A 17,590-nucleotide genomic window follows, 5' to 3' on the forward strand; every position below is an offset into this window, starting at 1 on the left:
TGCCGGATCAGGCGGCCGCCGCTTTTTCGATCTGGCGGGTGATCACCCACTGCTGGGCGATGGAGAGCGCCTGGTTGACGACCCAGTAGAGCACCAGTCCCGAGGGGAACCAGAGGAAGAAGAATGTGAAAACGATTGGCAGCCACTGCATGATCTTGGCCTGGGTCGGATCCGGCGGCGGCGGGTTGAGCTTCTGCGCAAACCACATGCCTGCACCCATGATGATGGGCAGTACGAAGTACGGGTCCATGACCGAGAGGTCCTTGATCCACAGGATGAAGGGTGCCTGGCGCAGCTCTACACTTTCCATCAGCACCCAGTAGAGAGAGATGAACACGGGCATCTGCACGAGCACGGGCAGGCAACCGCCCATGGGGTTAACCTTCTCCTTGCGATACAGATCCATCATCGCCTGGGACTGCTTTTGTTTGTCATCCGCGTAGCGTTCGCGGATTTCCACCATTTTCGGCTGTACCTGGCGCATCTTGGCCATGGAGCGATAGCTGGTGGCGGACAGCTTGAAGAACAGCCCTTTGACCAGCACGGTGAGCAGGATGATGGCGACACCCCAGTTGCCGACGATGCCGTGGATCTTGATCAGCAGCCAGAACAGCGGTTGCGCAATCCACCACAGCCAGCCGTAGTCGACGACCAGGTCGAGATAGGGCGAGATCTCCTTGAGGCGGTACTGGTCCTTGGGTCCTGCATAGAATGAAGCGCCGATCTTGGCGGACTGGCCGGGATCGACGGCGACGGCCGGACCGGTGAAACCGACGATGTTATAGCCGGAATTGGTCACCCGCATGCTGTAGTTGTGCGACTGTTCCGGGTTGGGCACCCAGGCGCTCAGGAAGTAGTGCTGGATGACTGCAATCCAGCCGCCGGGCAGTCGGGCCTGGTAGGGCTTGTCGGCGATGTCGTCGAAGGAGTATTTGGCGAAATGATCATCGGGCTGGGTCATGGCCGCGCCGAGGAACGGGTGGAGACCCATGCCCGCAGAACTGGCTGAAGGTGCCGGGCTGCTGTCGCGCTTGATCTGCCCGAACAGGTTGCCCTGCCAGCGTGCGTCGCTGTTGTTCTTTACCAGGTAATCGATTTTTACCAGGTAGTCGCCCCGGGTAAAGGTGAAGCGCTTGGTGATATCGACATTGCCGCTGCCGGTCCAATGTAGATCGACGACCAGCTGGTCCTGGCCTTCTACCAGTGCATATTCCTTTGCCCTAGCGCTGAAATGCGCGCGGCCGGTGCTATCGATCCCCTCGCTGCCGATCAGGCCGCTTTGCGCAACGTAGACGCGCTGTGGGTTGTCCTCCAGCAGAACGAAGGGCTGTTCCGGTGTGTCCAGTTTGGCCGGATGCTTTGGCAGGCCGAGTTGCACGATGTCGCCGCCGTGGAGATCGATGTCCAGCCGCAGTGTGTCCGTGGTTACGCTAATCGAGCGGTGTTTCGAGGCTGCGGCCGGTTTGGCGCTGTCGGTTGCCTGTCCTGGTGCGGTGGGCAGGTCCTCATTGTGCGGCGCTGCGACCTGCTCCAGGTCGGGGAGGTCGCCCTGCAGCGTATCCGCGGGTGCCTGGTCTGCCTGCGTGTAAGAGGTGGTTGTCGCGGCTTCGCGCTCTTCCTTGAACTGCACCCACTCGGTCAGCAGCATGAATGAAAGAACCGCGATCGCGCCGATGAGCAGTGAGCGTTGCAAATCCATAGGGAAATTCTGTGGCGTTAGTGGATGTGGCGGCCCGGCGGGACCGGGTCTGCGCCACCTTCGTGCCAGGGATGGCATTTTCCGATTCGGCGCAGGGACAACCAGCCACCGCGCAGGATCCCGTGCTCAGCAATCGCCTCCTGGGCGTAACTCGAGCAGGTGGGGTAGAAACGGCAGTTGTGGCCGAGGAACGGACTGAGCAGCGCCTTATAACAGGAGATCATGTATATAAAGAAGCTGCGCATCAGGACTGTGAGCCTTTATCGGACCGGGAGCTGTGGCGGACCAGTTTCTGCCACTGCTGCCGCAATATAGTGGATAGCTCGGCATTATCCAAATCGCCCAGTCCCGGCCGCGCCAGGACGATGACATCCAGCGTCGGCTCGGTGTGGGGCAGGTGGCGGAAGACCTCGCGGGTCAGCCGCTTGATCCGGTTGCGCTGAACCGCGAGCCGGACATGCTTCTTGGCGATGACCAGGCCGAGACGGTGTTGCGCCGCGGCGTTTGGTCGCGCCAGCAGTAATAGATGCCGGTGTCCCGCTTTGGCCTGGACGTCGTCAAATACGCGCTTGTAGTCAGCGGCATTGAGAAGGCGACTGTCCCGGGTGAAGCGGTGCCCGGCATCCACTTACACTGGTCGCCTTATGCGGACAGGACCTTGCGGCCGCGGGCGCGACGACGGGCCAGTACCTGGCGGCCGTTTTTAGTTGCCATACGGGCACGGAAACCGTGGGTGCGCTTGCGCTTCAAAACGCTGGGCTGGAATGTTCTCTTCATGGTTGATTCCACCTGAATCTGTCAGTAAAGCCACCGGCACAGCCGGGGCGGAAAAAAAGGCTGGGTATTCTAGGTTAACGACCAGCCTAATTCAATTGCGTCAGGCGGGTAATTTTCGATACCCGAATTGCGCCTGCCAGGCCTTCAAGCGGGGTGATTTCGGTACCCTACTCCCGCAGGGTCGAAATCGTTGAGCGGCGTGCCCTGCGGCCATCCTCCCACAATTTCTCCATATTTTATTAACAAGTTATCCACAGATCGGAAGTGTTACCCGACGCTGGCCCGCTCTGGCTATTATCTGAGCTGTAATTCCATAACTAATTGAAAAATATATAAAATATATTTTTTTGCCCACAGAAAATTTTTGTGGATAACCGGGCAGAGCAGCGTTATGATGCGCTCTCTGGTCGCCCAGTTCAGACCGGAAAAAAAACAAATCAAACCATAGACATTAGGGAAGGCGAGAGCTTGCATTTCGCCTTGAGGGGAAGGTTTTGCCTGGCGTAGTTTGGCAGCAATGCATGGACCGGCTTCAGGATGAATTGCCGTCACAGCAGTTCAACACCTGGATCAGGCCGTTGCGCGCGAGTCTGGATGGACACTCGCTGCGCCTGTTCGCACCCAATCGTTTCATCAAGGATTTCGTCTCCGACAAGTTTGCCGACCGCATTTGCGAGCTGGTTACCGAGTACGGCGCCAGTGGCCCCATGCAGGTGAGCCTGGAAATCGGTGGCCAACAACTGGATGTTGCTCAACTGACTGCGGAGGTGCCCTCCCGGTTTCGCAGCCCGGATGACATGCCGCCTGCGGTGTCCGGTACTGCCGTCGCCACCGAGCAACGCCGACCACCGCCGAATGGCAGCGCAGTGCGGCCGGTGGACACCCATCGGCAGGCTGAAATCGAAGGTTCACTGCAACACCAGCACAACCTGGTGGAGAGCTATACCTTCGATAATTTCGTGGAGGGTAAATCCAACCAGCTCGCCCTCGCCGCGGCGCGGCAGGTTGCGGAAAATCCGGGCGATTCCTACAACCCGTTGTTCTTGTACGGCGGTGTCGGTCTCGGTAAAACCCACCTGATGCACGCGGTCGGTAACGCGCTGAAAATGCGCAAACCCGACGCGAAGATCGTCTACCTGCATTCCGAGCGTTTTGTCGCGGACATGGTCAAGGCCTTGCAGTTGAATGCGATCAGTGATTTCAAGCGCTACTACCGCTCGGTCGATGCCTTGCTGATTGACGATATCCAGTTCTTCGCCAAGAAGGACCGCTCCCAGGAAGAATTTTTTCATACCTTCAACGCACTGCTGGAAGGCGGCCAGCAGATGATCCTCACCTGTGATCGCTACCCCAAGGAGATCGAAGGTCTGGAGGAACGCCTGAAGTCACGCTTCGGTTGGGGCCTGACGGTCGCGGTAGAGCCCCCGGAACTCGAGACCCGGGTGGCCATCCTGATGAAAAAGGCCACCCAGGCTCGCGTTAACCTGCCGCCGGACGCCGCCTTCTTTATTGCCCAGCGAGTGAGGTCGAACGTGCGCGAGCTGGAGGGGGCGCTGAAGAGAGTGATAGCTAGTGCTCACTTCATTGGCCGTGACATCGACATCGACCTGATCAAGGACAGCCTCAAGGACCTGCTTGCCCTGCAGGATAAACAGGTAAGCCTGGACAACATCCAGCGCACGGTGGCGGAATACTACAAGATCAAAGTGGCAGACCTGATGTCGCGCCGTCGCAGCCGGTCCGTCGCGCGTCCACGCCAGGTGGCTATGGCGCTCTCCAAAGAACTGACCAACCACAGCCTGCCGGAGATCGGCGACAGTTTCGGGGGAAGAGATCACACGACAGTTCTGCACGCTTGCCGTAAAATAAAGGAACTTCGTGAGACCAACTCGGATATTCGCGAAGACTACAAAAATTTGCTGCGGTCGCTGACTACCTGAAGGTGACCGTGCGAGCTGGCGCGTGGCGCGCCGTTCTGGTCAAGGAACTACTCAACCTATGAAGTTCACTGTTTCGCGGGACGCTCTACTCAAGCCCTTGAATCTGGTCGCGGGCGTGGTGGAACGCCGCCAGACCCTGCCCATTCTTTCCAATGTACTTATGGTCATCGAAGGTGATCGCCTGTCGCTGACCGGAACCGACCTCGAAGTCGAGCTGATCGGCCGAGTGGCGCTCGCCGGTGGTGCCGGCGAAGACGGCGAGGTCACCGTGCCTGCCCGCAAGCTGGTCGACATCTGCAAATCGCTGCCTGAGGGCAGCGACATCCAGTTCTCCGCGGAGGATGGCAAGGTCAGCGTGCGCTCCGGGCGCAGTCGGTTCACGCTGTCCACGCTGCCGGCGCGGGAGTTTCCCAGCCTTGAAGACAGCATTGGTACCCATCAGCTGGCGGTCAAGCAGGGTCAGCTGAAACGCCTGATCGACCGCACGGCGTTCGCGATGGCACAGCAGGATGTTCGCTATTACCTGAACGGCATGCTCTGGGAATTGAAAGACCAGCAGTTGCGCGTGGTGGCGACCGATGGCCACCGCCTGGCATTGTGCACCCTGCAGGAAAAGGTCGATACCGATGGCGATGCCCAGGTGATCCTGCCGCGTAAGGGTGTGCTGGAACTGGCGCGACTCCTGCTGGATGAGGAAGCCACGATTGGTATCGTCATCGGCAGCAATCATATGCGCGCCACGACCGAGGACTTTACCTTCACGTCGAAGCTCGTCGACGGTAAATTCCCGGACTACCAGCGCGTACTGCCCCGCGCCTCCGACAAAACCGTCCTCGGCTCGCGCCTTGAACTGCGCCAGGCATTTACCCGGACTGCGATTCTGTCCAATGAAAAGTATCGTGGGGTTCGCCTGAAGTTGAGCGAGAACACCCTGGACATCGTCGCCAACAACCCCGAGCAGGAGGAAGCCGAAGAGACCGTACCGGTGGAGTACGTTGGCGGTGGCCTGGAAATCGGGTTTAACGTCAGCTACCTGCTCGATGTTCTTTCGGTACTTTCCGGTGACAAGATCAAGATGTCCCTTTCGGACCCCAACAGCAGTGCCTTGTTGGAAGAGTCTGAAGAAGGTGATTCGGTCTACGTGGTAATGCCCATGCGCCTCTGAGGAGGCGCTCCCCTCCCCCTTTCCCTGTGCAGATGGTGTGCTGATGTCCAATCAACTGCGACGTCTGCACATCAATCAGGTACGCAATCTCGACAGCGTTCGTCTTGAGGACTTGCAGCGGGTCAACGTGTTTTTCGGTGCCAATGGCAGCGGCAAGACCAGCGTACTCGAAGCCATTCATTTACTGGGCATGGCCCGCTCGTTCCGCGGCAGCATTCGCTCCCTTGTGACTCACGGCCACCAGGCGTGCACTGTTTTCGGGGGACTTACCCCGGGGAATCAGTCTATCGGCGTCCAACGTGGTCTGACCGGCGACGTGCAGATCAAGGTCAATGGATCGTCAGTGAGAACGGTGGCTGAACTGGTCGCGATTCTACCGCTGCAGGTGATTACAGCAGAGAGCTTCGATCTTTTGACCGGCGCCCCGGGCGCACGAAGACGGTTTCTCGATTGGGGCGTGTTCCACGTGGAACAGGGTTTTTATGGGCAGTGGCAACGATACCAGCGGGGTATAAAACAGCGCAATATACTGCTTCGTCATGGTAAAATGTCTGGTCAGGAATTGGCCGTCTGGACGCGGGAAATCGCCCAGTCGGGCGAGGCGCTAAGCGCCGACCGAGAGGCTTATTTCACGCGGCTCGCACCGCGATTTCGCGACATCATGGAAGGACTAGCGCCTTCTCTGAAAGATCTCGAGCTCCGCTACCGAAAGGGTTGGGACAAGCAGCTCAGTTTGCTGGAAGCCCTGGAGAACAGTCTGAGCGCTGACCGGGAGCAGGGCTATACCCACGTCGGTCCGCAGCGAGCAGATATGCGTGTGTTCGTGGATGGTCGACTGGCTGCGGAGGTGCTGTCCAGGGGGCAGCAAAAGCTCGTGGTCTGTGGCCTGAAACTCGCCCAGGGCATGGTAATGGCCGAGGCGGAGCGCGGAAATTGCGCATATTTGGTGGATGACTTGCCAGCAGAGCTGGATCGAGAGCATGCCGGGTTGGTGTGTAGCCTGTTGTCATCTATGAGTGCCCAGGTGTTTATCACCTGCGTTCAGCGAGAGGATATTTCGGCGGTGTGGCCCGCCGAGGGTGGTGCTGAACTGGCAATGTTCCACGTGGAACAGGGCAACGCCACGCGGCAATAACGAACATGAACACAGGGTGGTTCGCAAAGAGACGGCTATGAGCGATAACGAAAAGAACTACGATTCCTCGAGTATCAAGGTACTGAAGGGCCTGGACGCGGTACGCAAGCGCCCGGGTATGTACATCGGTGATACCGATGACGGTACCGGCCTGCACCATATGGTGTTCGAACTTGTGGATAATTCCATCGATGAAGCCCTGGCTGGCCACTGTTCGCGAATCGATGTTGTCATCCACCCTGATGAATGTGTGACGGTTGGCGATGATGGGCGTGGCATACCAACCGAAATGCACGAGGAAGGCGTTTCGGCCGCCGAAGTCATCATGACGGTGTTGCATGCCGGCGGCAAATTCGATGACAACACCTACAAGGTCTCCGGCGGACTTCACGGTGTCGGCGTATCCGTCGTCAACGCACTCTCGGAAGAACTCACCCTGAACATCCGCCGCGACGGCAAGATGTATGAGCAGATCTACCGCCACGGAGTCCCGGATGCGCCGCTGGCAGTGATCGGCGAGACCTCTTCAACCGGTACTTCGGTCAAGTTTCGCCCCTCCGGTGCGACCTTTACGAATATCGAATTCCATTTCGACCTGTTGGCCAAGCGTTTGCGTGAACTGGCGTTCCTCAATTCCGGTGTGTGTATCGTGCTCAAGGACGAACGCAGCGGCAAAGAAGAGACCTACAGCTACGATGGCGGCCTGCAGGCGTTTGTTGATTTCCTGAACCAGAACAAGACCCCGATCAACAAGCCCTTTTATTTCCAACTCGATTCCGAAGAGGGCATCGGTGTCGAGGTGGCACTGCAGTGGAATGACTCCTTCCAGGAAAACATCCTGTGCTACACCAACAATATTCCACAGCGGGACGGCGGCACTCACCTTGCGGGTTTCCGGGCAGCGCTGACTCGCAACCTGAACACCTACATTGAAAAAGAAGGTATGGCCAAGAAGGCCGCCGTATCCACGACCGGTGACGATGCCCGCGAAGGCCTGACCGCGATCATTTCGGTCAAGGTGCCCGACCCCAAGTTTTCTTCCCAGACCAAGGACAAGCTGGTGTCTTCCGAGGTGAAAACCGCGGTGGAACAGGCCATGAATACGCGGTTCGCCGAATACCTGTTGGAGAATCCGAACGAGGCCAAGGCAGTGGTCGGCAAAATGCTGGACGCTGCACGCGCGCGGGAAGCGGCGCGTAAGGCGCGCGAAATGACCCGGCGCAAGGGCGCGCTGGATATCGCTGGCCTGCCCGGCAAACTGGCAGACTGCCAGGAGAAAGACCCGGCGCTGTCCGAGCTGTTCCTGGTGGAGGGTGATTCCGCGGGTGGTTCGGCCAAGCAGGGCCGGAACCGGCGTTTCCAGGCCATTCTTCCCCTGAAGGGCAAGATCCTCAACGTGGAGAAGGCCCGCTTCGACAAGATGCTGGGCTCTGCCGAAGTCGGCACGATCGTCACCGCGCTCGGCTGCGGCATCGGCAAGGAAGAGTTCGACGCGGACAAGCTGCGCTACCACAGCATCATTATCATGACCGATGCGGACGTGGACGGGTCACACATTCGCACCCTGCTGCTTACCTTCTTCTTCCGCCAGATGCGCGAGTTGATCGAACGCGGCCACGTGTATATTGCGCAGCCGCCACTGTACAAGATAGCCCGCGGCAAGCAGCACCAGTACCTCAAGGACGACGACGCACTTGCGCAGTATCTGACTCAATCTGCCCTGGAAAATGCGGCTATCTTCGTCAACCCTGACGCGCCGGCTATCACTGGCGAGGGCCTGCAGTCGCTGGTCGACCAGTATCGTCGTGTTGCATCGACAATCGAGCGCCTGTCGCGACTGTATTCACCGGAGGTGCTCTGGCAGATGGTCTACGCCAGCACCCTGACTACCGACCAGATGCTCGAGGAACCTGCGGTAGCGGCCTACACAGAAGAGGTAAGTGGGCGCTTACAAACCCTGACAACCTCTGCTGTCAGCTACTCCGCCGTGGTACGCAAGAACCCCGAGCGACAGACCTACTACCCGGTAGTGAAACGCCTCGCCCACGGGGTGGAGACCGAGACCGAATACGGACGTGATTTCTTCGCCTCCTCGGAATATCGCAGCCTGGTGGCCCTGGGCGAAACCCTCAACACCCTGATCGACGAGGGTGGTTACTTCCAGCGCGGGGAGAAAACCCTGCCGACCCGGGACTTTGTCGAGGGCCTGGACTGGCTGATGTCAGAGGCGCGCCGGGGTTACACGATCCAGCGCTACAAGGGCCTGGGCGAGATGAACCCTGACCAGCTTTGGGAAACCACCATGGACCCGGAGGCCCGTCGGCTACTGCAGGTCACCGTAGAAGATGCCATCGCGGCGGACCAGATCTTCACCACGCTGATGGGCGACCAGGTGGAACCGCGGCGCGATTTCATCGAGGAAAACGCCCTCTCCGTTGCCAACCTGGACGTCTGAGACCAACGGGCGTTGAGCCCGCCCCGCCCTATCGTTGTCGATCAAACGCGCGAGCACCTGGCCCGCGCGCAGCAGCCCGATCATCCGGGTTGCGCAGCGGGCAATCGCCAATCGACAGGCATCCGCAACCGATACAGCCGTTGAGTTGATCGCGGAGCGCCTCCAGCCGCGCGATGCGTTCATCGAGATCACTGCGCCACTTCGAGGAAAGTCGTTTCCAGTCTGCTGCCGTCGGAGTCCGGTTGTCCGGCAGCGAGTCCAGGTTCTCGCGAATCTCCGCTAGCGACAGCCCGAGCTCCTGGGCGACGCGAATCACCGCTAGCTGACGCAGGACATGGCGGGGGTAGCGGCGCTGGTTGCCTTTATTGCGCTCGCTGCTGATCAACCCCTTGGTTTCATAGAAGTGCAGGGTCGATATGGGAATGCCGCTGCGCTTTGCGATCTGCCCGACACTCAACCACCGCGCGGGACTGTGCTGTATTCCCATAGTTTGTGACCCGTGACCCGTGACCCGTGACCCGTGACCCGTGACCCGTGACCCGTGGCAGGCAAAATTGAAAATATATGTCAGTCGCTCGTTGACCTCAACTTAACTTGAGGTATTAGCCTGTCGTCTCCTGATTACTTTTGGCGCGAAACAAATGGAACACCTGACCCTCGGTATCATCTACGGCAGTGCGCGGCACGGTCGACTATGCGACTCTGTAGTTGCATGGGTGTGCGACCAACTCGCCAAAACCGCGCCATCCCTGGACCGGGAAATCCTCGACCCGGCGAGTGGGGAGGTTGAAGAGGCCATCTATGGCAACTACCGCCCGTCCCTGGAAGCGCTGCTGGCAAAAATCGACCGCTGCGATGCGTTCATCGTGGTAACGCCGGAATACAACCACTCCTACCCCGCCCCCTTGAAGGCCCTTATCGACTGTGTCGGGTTGGAATTCGCCGGCAAACCCGTGGGTTTCGTCTCCTACGGGGGGCTGTCCGGCGGACTCAGGGCGGTTGAGCACCTGCGCAACGTGTTCGCTGAAATGCATGCCATGAGTGTGCGGACCTCCCTCGCTTTTGCCAACGCCAACAATTCGTTTGCGGTGGACGGACAACCCGGGGAGGCGCTGAGAGCGGCGCGTACCCTGGAGGCGATGCTGGCAGAACTGGTCTGGTGGGCGACTCCCCTGAAAGCGGCGCGAGCCGGCAACTGCTACCGCGAGATGAAACAGCGTTTCAAGGGGCTGGCAGCGTGACGGATGCTCGCCAACACCTCGTCGATCTCGAGGACTATTTCCGGCGTATCGGCTTCACGGGTGAGCCGCGCGCAGATCAAGCCACCCTTTACACCCTGCATGCCCTGCACGTTGATGCGATCCCCTTCGAAGCGCTCGACGTTCTGATGGACCGCGGTATCAGCCTGTCACCGCCGGCGATCGAGGAGAAACTGGTGCATCGCCGCCGCGGCGGATACTGCCTGGAACAGAACCTGCTTCTAATGAACGTCCTACGCCAACTAGGTTTCGAGGTGGAAGGCCTCTCTGCCAGGGTGCGCTGGATGCTGTCGGATGATGCACCATCGACGCCGCGTACCCATGTTGCACTAAAGGTGCGGCTCGGCGAACGACAGTGGCTCGCCGACGTCGGGTTCGGCGGGTCGTCGCTGCCGCGGCCCCTGGACCTGGCGAGCGACGAGGCCCAGTCCACCTGCCATGAAAGCTATCGTTTGCAGGCGATTCCGGGCGGGTGGCGAATAGCGCTCTCACGCCAGGGCCGGTGGCTCCCGCTCTACGATATCTGTGACGACCCGCAGAGCAGGGCCGACTACGAGATGATGAACTGGTACACCAGTCGCCACCTTGACTCGCACTTTCGCCGGGACTTGCGTGTGGCCCGCACCACTCCACAGCGTCGTTACACCCTGAACAACCGCCGATTCACTGTCAGCTCAGGTGATCAGGTACTGGAACAGCGCGACCTCGACGCGGTGCAGCTGGCGTCGACCCTGGCTGACACGTTCGGCCTCGCCGTCGAACACGACCTGTTGCCTGTCCTGGAGAGCATCGCTAAGCGTACGCAGTAGGCCTGGCAATTCCTTGCAACTGGCCGCGGCGAAGGCAGCTGTCTTGACCGGGACCAGCTGAAAACACCCCTTCAACTGCACCTGGGGCTACATTTCCGGCGCATCAAGCCGCCTCTTTTATGTGACAGTTTGATTATCGCCAGATCCGGCGACGCAGTTCATCGCTCGACAGCAGCAGTTTGTCGCTATCGCGCCGCAGTTGGGCGAAACACGGTTTCCGCTGAGCGCGGCTTGCCCTACTTTTTACCTCAAGGCCGGCGGGAAACCTTTCCCGGACCGGAACAACAAGGGCAGTCGCCCGCAAGGAAACGTAGGGAGTTACACCATGAACAAGATCGCAAAAAGCATGCTGACCGCCGCCGCCATCACCCTGACCGGCGCTTTCGCACTGAACGCCTCTGCCGAAACCATGGACCAGACCCTGGTTCGCGCACCGGCCGTACCGAGCACTGCCGTGAGCTTCACCCGCTCTGAACTGGCCACCGAAGAAGGCCTGGCTGCTGTCGAGGCCCGCATCCAGCGCGCCGCGGACCGCGTATGTGGCGTCACCACTTACCGCGAGGCCGGCAGTGTCGAGGTTTTCGCCGAGCAGAAAGCCTGTGCGGATGAAGCAGTCGCATCAGCCATGACCCGTATCGGCGCCGCCCAGGTGGCATCCATCGACTGACAACCGACTCCCGGTCCCTGCAACCCCTGGTGGGGACTGCCCAGGGGCACTGCTTGCGGAGGCAGTGCCCCTTCACTTTTTCCGTCGCCCCAACTAACGACGGGACAACTCAATCAGACCTTTCCCCAGACTGAGCTTCTTGATCCCCGGGCTGAACGTCCAGGTCGTCTTCTTCAACACCCTCTTCCGGCTCGGCCAGCTCGAACGCCTGTAGCCGCTCCAGTTCGATGTCTGCGTGGATGGGCTCCAGTTCGGCCATCTGTTTGCTCGCCTTGCTGGAAAGCTGGCGAAAACGCTCCACCTTGCCCGCCAGTCCCTGCTGGCCGGCCAGTCCAGTGAGGGTGAGGTTGTAGTGCTTCACCGTGGTCTGCAAGGTGGCACCGAGGCGTTGCAGGCGCTCGGCTACCAGGCAGACCTGGTTGTAGATCTCCCCGGCTCGCGCGCTGATTTCCCGCGCCTCGCGGTTGCTCTGGTCGATGCGCCAGAGGTTGGCGACGGTGCGCAGGATGGGCATCAGGGTGGTGTGCGAAACCATGACCACGCCGCGCTGGTAACCGTAGTTGAACAAGTCGCGGTTCAATTTCAGCGCCTCGATGTAGGCGGGCTCAATGGGCATGAACATGAGCACGAAGTCCGGGCTTTCCAGGCCCGGCAGGTTGCTGTAGTCCTTGGCGGCGAGGTCCTCGATATGCCGGCGTACGGCGGCAGCGTGTGCGGCCAGGGCCTCTACCCGCGCCTCGTCCGATTCCGCGGCGATCGCGCGGTCGTAGTCGACCAGCGACACCTTGCTGTCGATGACCAGGCTCTTGTTGTCGGGCAGCTTGATGACGAAGTCCGGCATGCGTCGTTTGCCGGAATCATCGGTGAAGCTTTCCTGCGCGCTGTAGTGGTCGCCGGGCAGGAGGCCCGCGAGTTCCAGGGTGCGTTCCAGCTGCGCCTCGCCCCAGTTGCCCGCCGTCTTCTTGTCGCCCTTGAGTGCCGAGGCGAGATTCGCCGCCTGGGTATTCATCGCCAGGCCGATATCCAGCACCTTGCGGATCTCGCCCTCCAGCGTGACCTGCCCCTTGATCGATTCCGAGTGGACCTCGTTGATGCGCGACTGGAAGCCGGTGATCTGCTCGCGGAAGGGCTTCAGCAGTGACTCCAGGGACTCGCGACTGGTGGCGGTGAAGTGTTTGCCCTTGTCCTCGAAGATACGGTTGGCGAGAACCTCGAACTCCTGCTTCAGGTTATCCCGGGCTTCCTTGAGCAGCGCGACCTGTTGTTCGTGCTGTTCCTGGCGTTCGCTGAGCTGGGTTTCCAGCCTGGCGTGCTGGGAGCGCAGGTCCTGGTAGCGGGCGTTCTGCTGGCGCAGTTCGCCGTCCAGGCGGTCGTTGTCGCGCAGCTTTTCCTCGAGGCGGGCACTAAGCCCATCCCGGGCGGCGAGCAGTGAACTGATTTCCCGGTGCGCGTCTGCGACGCTCTGCTCGAGTACCCGGCGCTCCTCGTCGAAGGCGTGTTGTGTGCGGCGCTGTTGGCGCTGGGCGATGATCAACGTGACCAGCACACCGAGCAGCAATCCGCCCAGCGCTGCGGCGCCGGGTATGGCCAGTTCCTGCCAGGCGATGTCGATCACGCGTTCTCCCTGGGCGTGGCGCCCCCCGGCGCCTGGTTTATTTGGCGACGACCAGCTGCGAGATATCGGCGACCTCGAGGAACTGGTCGCGCAGTTGTTTCAGCAGGCCCAGTCGGTTGCGGCGCAGCTTGTCGTCTTCGGCATTGACCATGACGTCATCGAAAAAGCGATCTACTGGCTCACGCAGGCCCGCAAGGCAGGCCAGCGCCTCTTCGTAAGCGCCTGCCGACAGGTGTTGTTGTGCGGTCGCGGACAACGCGTCAAGCGTGTCGAACAGGGCTTTTTCGGCGGGTTCGTTCAGCAGCTGCGGATCCACCGGCTCGGTGCCGGCGCCCTCCTCTGCCTTGTCCAAAATATTGGAAACCCGCTTGTTGGCGGCCGCCAGCGCGGCGGCTTCCGGCAGCTGGCTGAAGGCGTGTACCGCATACACCCGGCGCTGGATGTCCAGCGGACGACTGAGCTGCCGCGCGGCAACGGCCTTGAACACTTCGACCGGGATGTTCTCCTCCTCGTACCAGGCGCGGAAGCGCTCGATCATGTACTCGAGGACCTGTTCGCCAGTGCCATCGGCGAGGGTTCCGTCGGCGTAGCCCGCTGCGGCAAGTTGCAGGCATTCACGCAGGTCCAGGTCCAGCCCCTTTTCGACGATGATGCGCAACACCGCCAGTGAAGCGCGGCGCAGGGCGAAGGGGTCCTTGGAGCCGGTGGGTGGCTGGCCTATACCAAAGATACCCACCAGGGTATCCAGTCTGTCGGCCAGGCCCAGGGCGCAGGCCACACCGGATTCCGGCAGGCGGTCGCCGGCAAAGCGCGGCCAGTACTGCTGGGCGAGCGCGCTGGCGACGTCGGCGGGCTCGCCGTCGTTGGCGGCGTAGTAGGCGCCGGCGATGCCCTGCATGTCCGGGAATTCCAGCACCATTTCCGTTACCAGGTCGGTCTTGGCCAGCAGCGCGGCGCGCTGCGCCTGCTCGGCGGACGCGCCGATGCGCGTGGCCAGCGCGCCGGCGAGCGCGCTCACCCGCTGGGTCTTGTCGCCCAGGGTGCCCAGCTTCTGCTGGAAGACGATGCTCTGCAGCTTCTCGACGCGCGCCGCCAGCGGCGTCTTGCGGTCGGTCTCATAGAAGAAGGCGGCGTCCGACAGGCGCGGGCGGATCACCCGCTCGTTGCCGGCGATGACCTGCACCGGGTCCTTGCTCTCGATGTTCGACAGGGTGATGAAATTGGGCAGCAGCCTGCCCTGGCCGTCGACCACGTGGAAATACTTCTGGTGCTCCTTCATCGAGGACACCAGGGCCTCCTGCGGCACCTCGAGGAAGCGCTCCTCGAAGCCGCCGGTCAGTGCAACCGGCCACTCGACCAGTCCGGTGACTTCGTCCAGCAGGTCGTCATCGATGACCGCCGTCGCGCCCAGCGCGCTGGCCTCGACCTCGACCTGCTCGCGGATCGAGCGCTGGCGCTCCTCGAAGCTGGCGATGACCCGGGCCTCGGCGAGGGCGGATTCATAGTCTTCCGGACGCGCCAGGACGATGTCGTGGGGCCAGTGGAAGCGGTGCCCGCGGGTGGTATTGCCGCTGGGCAGGCCGAGGATCTCGCCGTGGCCAGCCTCGCTGCCGAGCATGCTCACCACCCAGTGCACCGGGCGCACGAACTCGACGCGGCTGTCGCCCCAGCGCATGCGCTTGGGAATCGGCAGGCCGGCGATCGCCTCGTGAATGATGCTGTTGAGGCTCTCGCTGGCGGTGACGCCAGCCTCGACCCGGCGCAGGCCGACCCGGGCGCCCTTGGGCGTGTCGATCACCTGCAACTCCTCCGGTGCCACGCCCTGCTTCTTCGCAAAGCCGGCGGCGGCGGGGGTCCAGGCGCCATCGGCGTCACGGGCGCGGTCGGCGGGCGGGCCGAGCAGCTCGACCTCGCGATCCGCTGCGCGCTCCTGCACCTCGGCGATGAGCACCGCCAGGCGCCGTGGCGTGGCGAACCAGCGCACTTCGCCGTGGCCCAGTTCGCGCTGCGCCAGACCTGCAACCACGCCGTCGCGGAAGGCCAGTCCCAGGGATTTCAGCGCCTTGGGCGGCAGTTCCTCGGTGCCCAGTTCGACGAGCAGGGTCTGCGTGCTCATGCCGGCACCTCCTGGGCGATACGCTCGAGGACTTCGGCGCGCACGCGCTCCTCCGCCAGCGGGAAGCCGAGGGCGGCGCGGGCATCGAAATAGGCCTGGGCCACCGCGCGCGCCAGGGTGCGCACACGCAGGATGAAGCGCTGGCGCTCGGTCACGGAAATCGCGTGGCGCGCGTCGAGCAGGTTGAAGGTGTGGGAGGCTTTCATCACCATTTCATAGGCGGGCAGCGGCAGGCCGGTCTCGACCAGGCGCAGGGCTTCGGCCTCGCAGTGATCGAACTGGCTGAACAGCCAGGCCACGTCCGCCTCCTCGAAGTTGTAGCGCGACATCTCCACCTCGTTCTGGTGGAACACGTCCCCGTAGGTGACCTTGCCCGCCGGCCCCTCGGCCCAGACCAGGTCGTAGATGCTGTCCACGCCCTGCAGGTACATGGCGATGCGCTCGATGCCGTAGGTGATCTCGCCGGTGACCGGGTAGCACTCGAGGCCGCCGGCCTGCTGGAAATAGGTGAACTGGGTGACCTCCATGCCGTTGAGCCAGACCTCCCAGCCCAGGCCCCAGGCGCCCAGGGTTGGCGATTCCCAGTTGTCCTCGACGAAGCGCACGTCGTGGATGCTGGTGTCGATACCCAGGGCGGCCAGCGAATCCAGGTAGAGCTGCTGGAATTCCAGCGGCGAGGGTTTCATCACTACCTGGAACTGGTAGTAGTGCTGCAGGCGGTTGGGGTTCTCGCCGTAGCGGCCGTCGGTCGGGCGCCGGCTGGGCTGCACGTAGGCGGCGTTCCAGCGCTCGGGACCGACCGCGCGCAGGAACGTCGCCGGGTGGAAAGTGCCGGCGCCGACCTCCATGTCCAGCGGCTGCAGGACCACGCAGCCCCGGTCCGCCCAGAACTGCTGAAGCCTCAGGATAAGCTCCTGAAATGTCTCGGGTTTGCTCTGGATGTCAGTCAAGGATCTGCCCTGCGTCGGTGCAAAAAGCCGGGTATTATACAGGCTCTTTTGCCGGCATAATACGCGCTTTGCCCGAAACTGGCATGCACCCATGAATGCTCTGAAGGCCGCGCTGGTGAAGCTTTTCCTGCACGGCTTCGCCCTCCTCCCGCTGGGTGTTTCGCGGGCGGTCGGGCGCACCCTGGCGGCGGCGTACTGGCAGCTCAACGGCGCGGCGGCGCGAGTGACCCGGCGCAATATCGAGCTGGCATTTCCCCACCTGGCACCCGCCGAACGCGACGCGCTGGCGCGCGACAGCCTGCTCGCCACCGGGGAACTCGCCGCGGAGATGGGCTGGGTGTGGTTGCGGCCCTGGCCGGTGATCGCCGCTCGCATCGAGTCGGTCGAGGGCGCGCAGCTGGTCACCGAGGCCCTCGCCGCCGGCAGCGGTGTGGTCATCCTGGCGCCGCATATCGGCAACTGGGAGGTGCTCGGCCTGCACCTGGCCACGCTCGGACCGACGGTTTCGCTGTTCGAACCGCCCCACCTGGTGGCGCTGGAGCCGGTCATGCGACGCGCCCGCGAGCGCAGCGGGGCAACGCTGGTGCCTACAGACAGCCGCGGCCTCGCCCGCCTGCTGCGCAGCGTCAGGCAGGGCGGCATCGCCGGTATTCTCCCCGACCAGGTGCCGCGCAGCCTGAACGCCGGGGAAAATGTCGAGTTCATGGGGGTACGCTGCTTCACGCCTACCCTGGCCTGCCAGATGATTCGCCGCAGCGGGGCGACGGCGGTGGTCGGCACCGCCCTGCGCACGGCGCGCGGCTTCCGCGTGATCTACACTGCCGCGGAGCCGGACGTTGCCAGCGAGGATATCCACACGGCGCTGCAGGCGATGAATCGCGGCGTGGCGGCGGCGGTGGCGCAGGCACCCGCGCAGTACCAGTGGGAGTACAAGCGCTTCAAAGTGAGGCCCCGGGAGGGGCGCGATGTGTATCATGATCTCTAGGCGGGCCAGACCTCTATG

At 61.9% G+C, this 17,590-nt stretch carries 16 protein-coding genes; 8 read left to right on the top strand and 8 right to left on the bottom strand.

What is annotated here, in order from left to right; genetic code table 11:
• Positions 1 to 7: 7 nt before the first annotated feature.
• The 4 genes from yidC to rpmH are packed head-to-tail and all read right to left on the bottom strand — an operon-like array spanning position 8 to position 2,476.
• Positions 8 to 1,699: a membrane protein insertase YidC gene (gene yidC / locus E4634_RS14865; protein ID WP_135445253.1), complete on the bottom strand. Its 1,692-nt coding sequence runs from the start codon at positions 1,697 to 1,699 to the stop codon at positions 8 to 10.
• A 17-nt stretch (positions 1,700 to 1,716) separates the two neighbouring features.
• Positions 1,717 to 1,944: a membrane protein insertion efficiency factor YidD gene (yidD, locus tag E4634_RS14870; protein ID WP_135445255.1), complete on the bottom strand. Its 228-nt coding sequence runs from the start codon at positions 1,942 to 1,944 to the stop codon at positions 1,717 to 1,719.
• Positions 1,944 to 2,327, bottom strand: coding sequence for a ribonuclease P protein component (gene rnpA, locus E4634_RS14875; protein WP_135445257.1), 384 nt, complete (start codon positions 2,325 to 2,327; stop codon positions 1,944 to 1,946). The genes yidD and rnpA overlap by 1 nt, the downstream gene beginning before the upstream one ends.
• Before the next feature lie 14 nt (positions 2,328 to 2,341).
• Entirely contained in the window at positions 2,342 to 2,476 is a 135-nt protein-coding gene (gene rpmH, locus E4634_RS14880; protein ID WP_135445259.1) for a 50S ribosomal protein L34, read from the bottom strand.
• Between the two features lie 521 nt (positions 2,477 to 2,997).
• Here rpmH and dnaA point away from each other — a divergent pair.
• Genes dnaA through gyrB form a run of 4 tightly spaced genes read left to right on the top strand, consistent with a single transcriptional unit; the run spans position 2,998 to position 9,171 of the window.
• Positions 2,998 to 4,416 (top strand): chromosomal replication initiator protein DnaA, encoded by a 1,419-nt coding sequence (dnaA, locus tag E4634_RS14885; protein ID WP_240725197.1) that lies wholly within the window; start codon positions 2,998 to 3,000, stop codon positions 4,414 to 4,416.
• Positions 4,417 to 4,474: 58 nt separating this feature from the next.
• Positions 4,475 to 5,581 carry a DNA polymerase III subunit beta gene (dnaN, locus tag E4634_RS14890; protein ID WP_135445262.1) on the top strand — a complete coding sequence of 369 codons (1,107 nt, stop codon included), beginning with the start codon at positions 4,475 to 4,477 and terminating at the stop codon, positions 5,579 to 5,581.
• 43 nt (positions 5,582 to 5,624) lie between these two features.
• On the top strand, positions 5,625 to 6,716 hold the full coding sequence (gene recF / locus E4634_RS14895) for a DNA replication/repair protein RecF (protein ID WP_135445264.1): 1,092 nt from the start codon (positions 5,625 to 5,627) through the stop codon (positions 6,714 to 6,716).
• Between the two features lie 37 nt (positions 6,717 to 6,753).
• Positions 6,754 to 9,171, top strand: coding sequence for a DNA topoisomerase (ATP-hydrolyzing) subunit B (gene gyrB, locus E4634_RS14900; RefSeq protein ID WP_135445266.1), 2,418 nt, complete (start codon positions 6,754 to 6,756; stop codon positions 9,169 to 9,171).
• 28 nt (positions 9,172 to 9,199) lie between these two features.
• On the opposite strand, the gene soxR is transcribed toward gyrB, so the two are convergent.
• The gene (gene soxR, locus E4634_RS14905) at positions 9,200 to 9,658 is read right to left on the bottom strand and encodes a redox-sensitive transcriptional activator SoxR (protein ID WP_135445268.1); all 459 of its coding nucleotides are present in this window, start codon (positions 9,656 to 9,658) and stop codon (positions 9,200 to 9,202) included.
• 154 nt (positions 9,659 to 9,812) lie between these two features.
• On the opposite strand from soxR, the gene E4634_RS14910 reads away from it, so the two are divergent.
• The 3 genes from E4634_RS14910 (at position 9,813) to E4634_RS14920 (ending at position 11,906) form a co-directional block, all read left to right on the top strand.
• Positions 9,813 to 10,412 (top strand): NADPH-dependent FMN reductase, encoded by a 600-nt coding sequence (locus E4634_RS14910; RefSeq protein ID WP_135445270.1) that lies wholly within the window; start codon positions 9,813 to 9,815, stop codon positions 10,410 to 10,412.
• On the top strand, positions 10,409 to 11,239 hold the full coding sequence (locus E4634_RS14915) for an arylamine N-acetyltransferase family protein (RefSeq protein WP_167854930.1): 831 nt from the start codon (positions 10,409 to 10,411) through the stop codon (positions 11,237 to 11,239). Before E4634_RS14910 ends, E4634_RS14915 begins: the two co-directional genes overlap by 4 nt.
• A gap of 325 nt (positions 11,240 to 11,564) precedes the next feature.
• The gene (locus tag E4634_RS14920; protein ID WP_135445274.1) at positions 11,565 to 11,906 is read left to right on the top strand and encodes a UrcA family protein; all 342 of its coding nucleotides are present in this window, start codon (positions 11,565 to 11,567) and stop codon (positions 11,904 to 11,906) included.
• Between the two features lie 109 nt (positions 11,907 to 12,015).
• Here the strand turns inward: E4634_RS14920 and E4634_RS14925 are convergent, their stop codons facing one another.
• Genes E4634_RS14925 through glyQ form a run of 3 tightly spaced genes read right to left on the bottom strand, consistent with a single transcriptional unit; the run spans position 12,016 to position 16,587 of the window.
• Positions 12,016 to 13,521, bottom strand: a complete 1,506-nt coding sequence (locus E4634_RS14925) for a DNA recombination protein RmuC (protein ID WP_206046895.1) — start codon at positions 13,519 to 13,521, stop codon at positions 12,016 to 12,018.
• A gap of 37 nt (positions 13,522 to 13,558) precedes the next feature.
• Positions 13,559 to 15,637, bottom strand: a complete 2,079-nt coding sequence (gene glyS / locus E4634_RS14930; protein WP_135445278.1) for a glycine--tRNA ligase subunit beta — start codon at positions 15,635 to 15,637, stop codon at positions 13,559 to 13,561.
• Positions 15,634 to 16,587 (bottom strand): glycine--tRNA ligase subunit alpha, encoded by a 954-nt coding sequence (gene glyQ, locus E4634_RS14935; protein WP_240725198.1) that lies wholly within the window; start codon positions 16,585 to 16,587, stop codon positions 15,634 to 15,636. Before glyQ ends, glyS begins: the two co-directional genes overlap by 4 nt.
• On the opposite strand from glyQ, the gene E4634_RS14940 reads away from it, so the two are divergent.
• Complete coding sequence (locus E4634_RS14940; protein WP_346763344.1) at positions 16,577 to 17,572, top strand: lysophospholipid acyltransferase family protein; 996 nt, start codon at positions 16,577 to 16,579, stop codon at positions 17,570 to 17,572. The genes glyQ and E4634_RS14940 overlap by 11 nt on opposite strands.
• Positions 17,573 to 17,590 lie beyond the last annotated feature (18 nt).

It is taken from the genome of Mangrovimicrobium sediminis (assembly GCF_004745945.1).
In the GTDB taxonomy this organism is placed as follows: Bacteria; Pseudomonadota; Gammaproteobacteria; order Pseudomonadales; family Halieaceae; genus Mangrovimicrobium; species Mangrovimicrobium sediminis.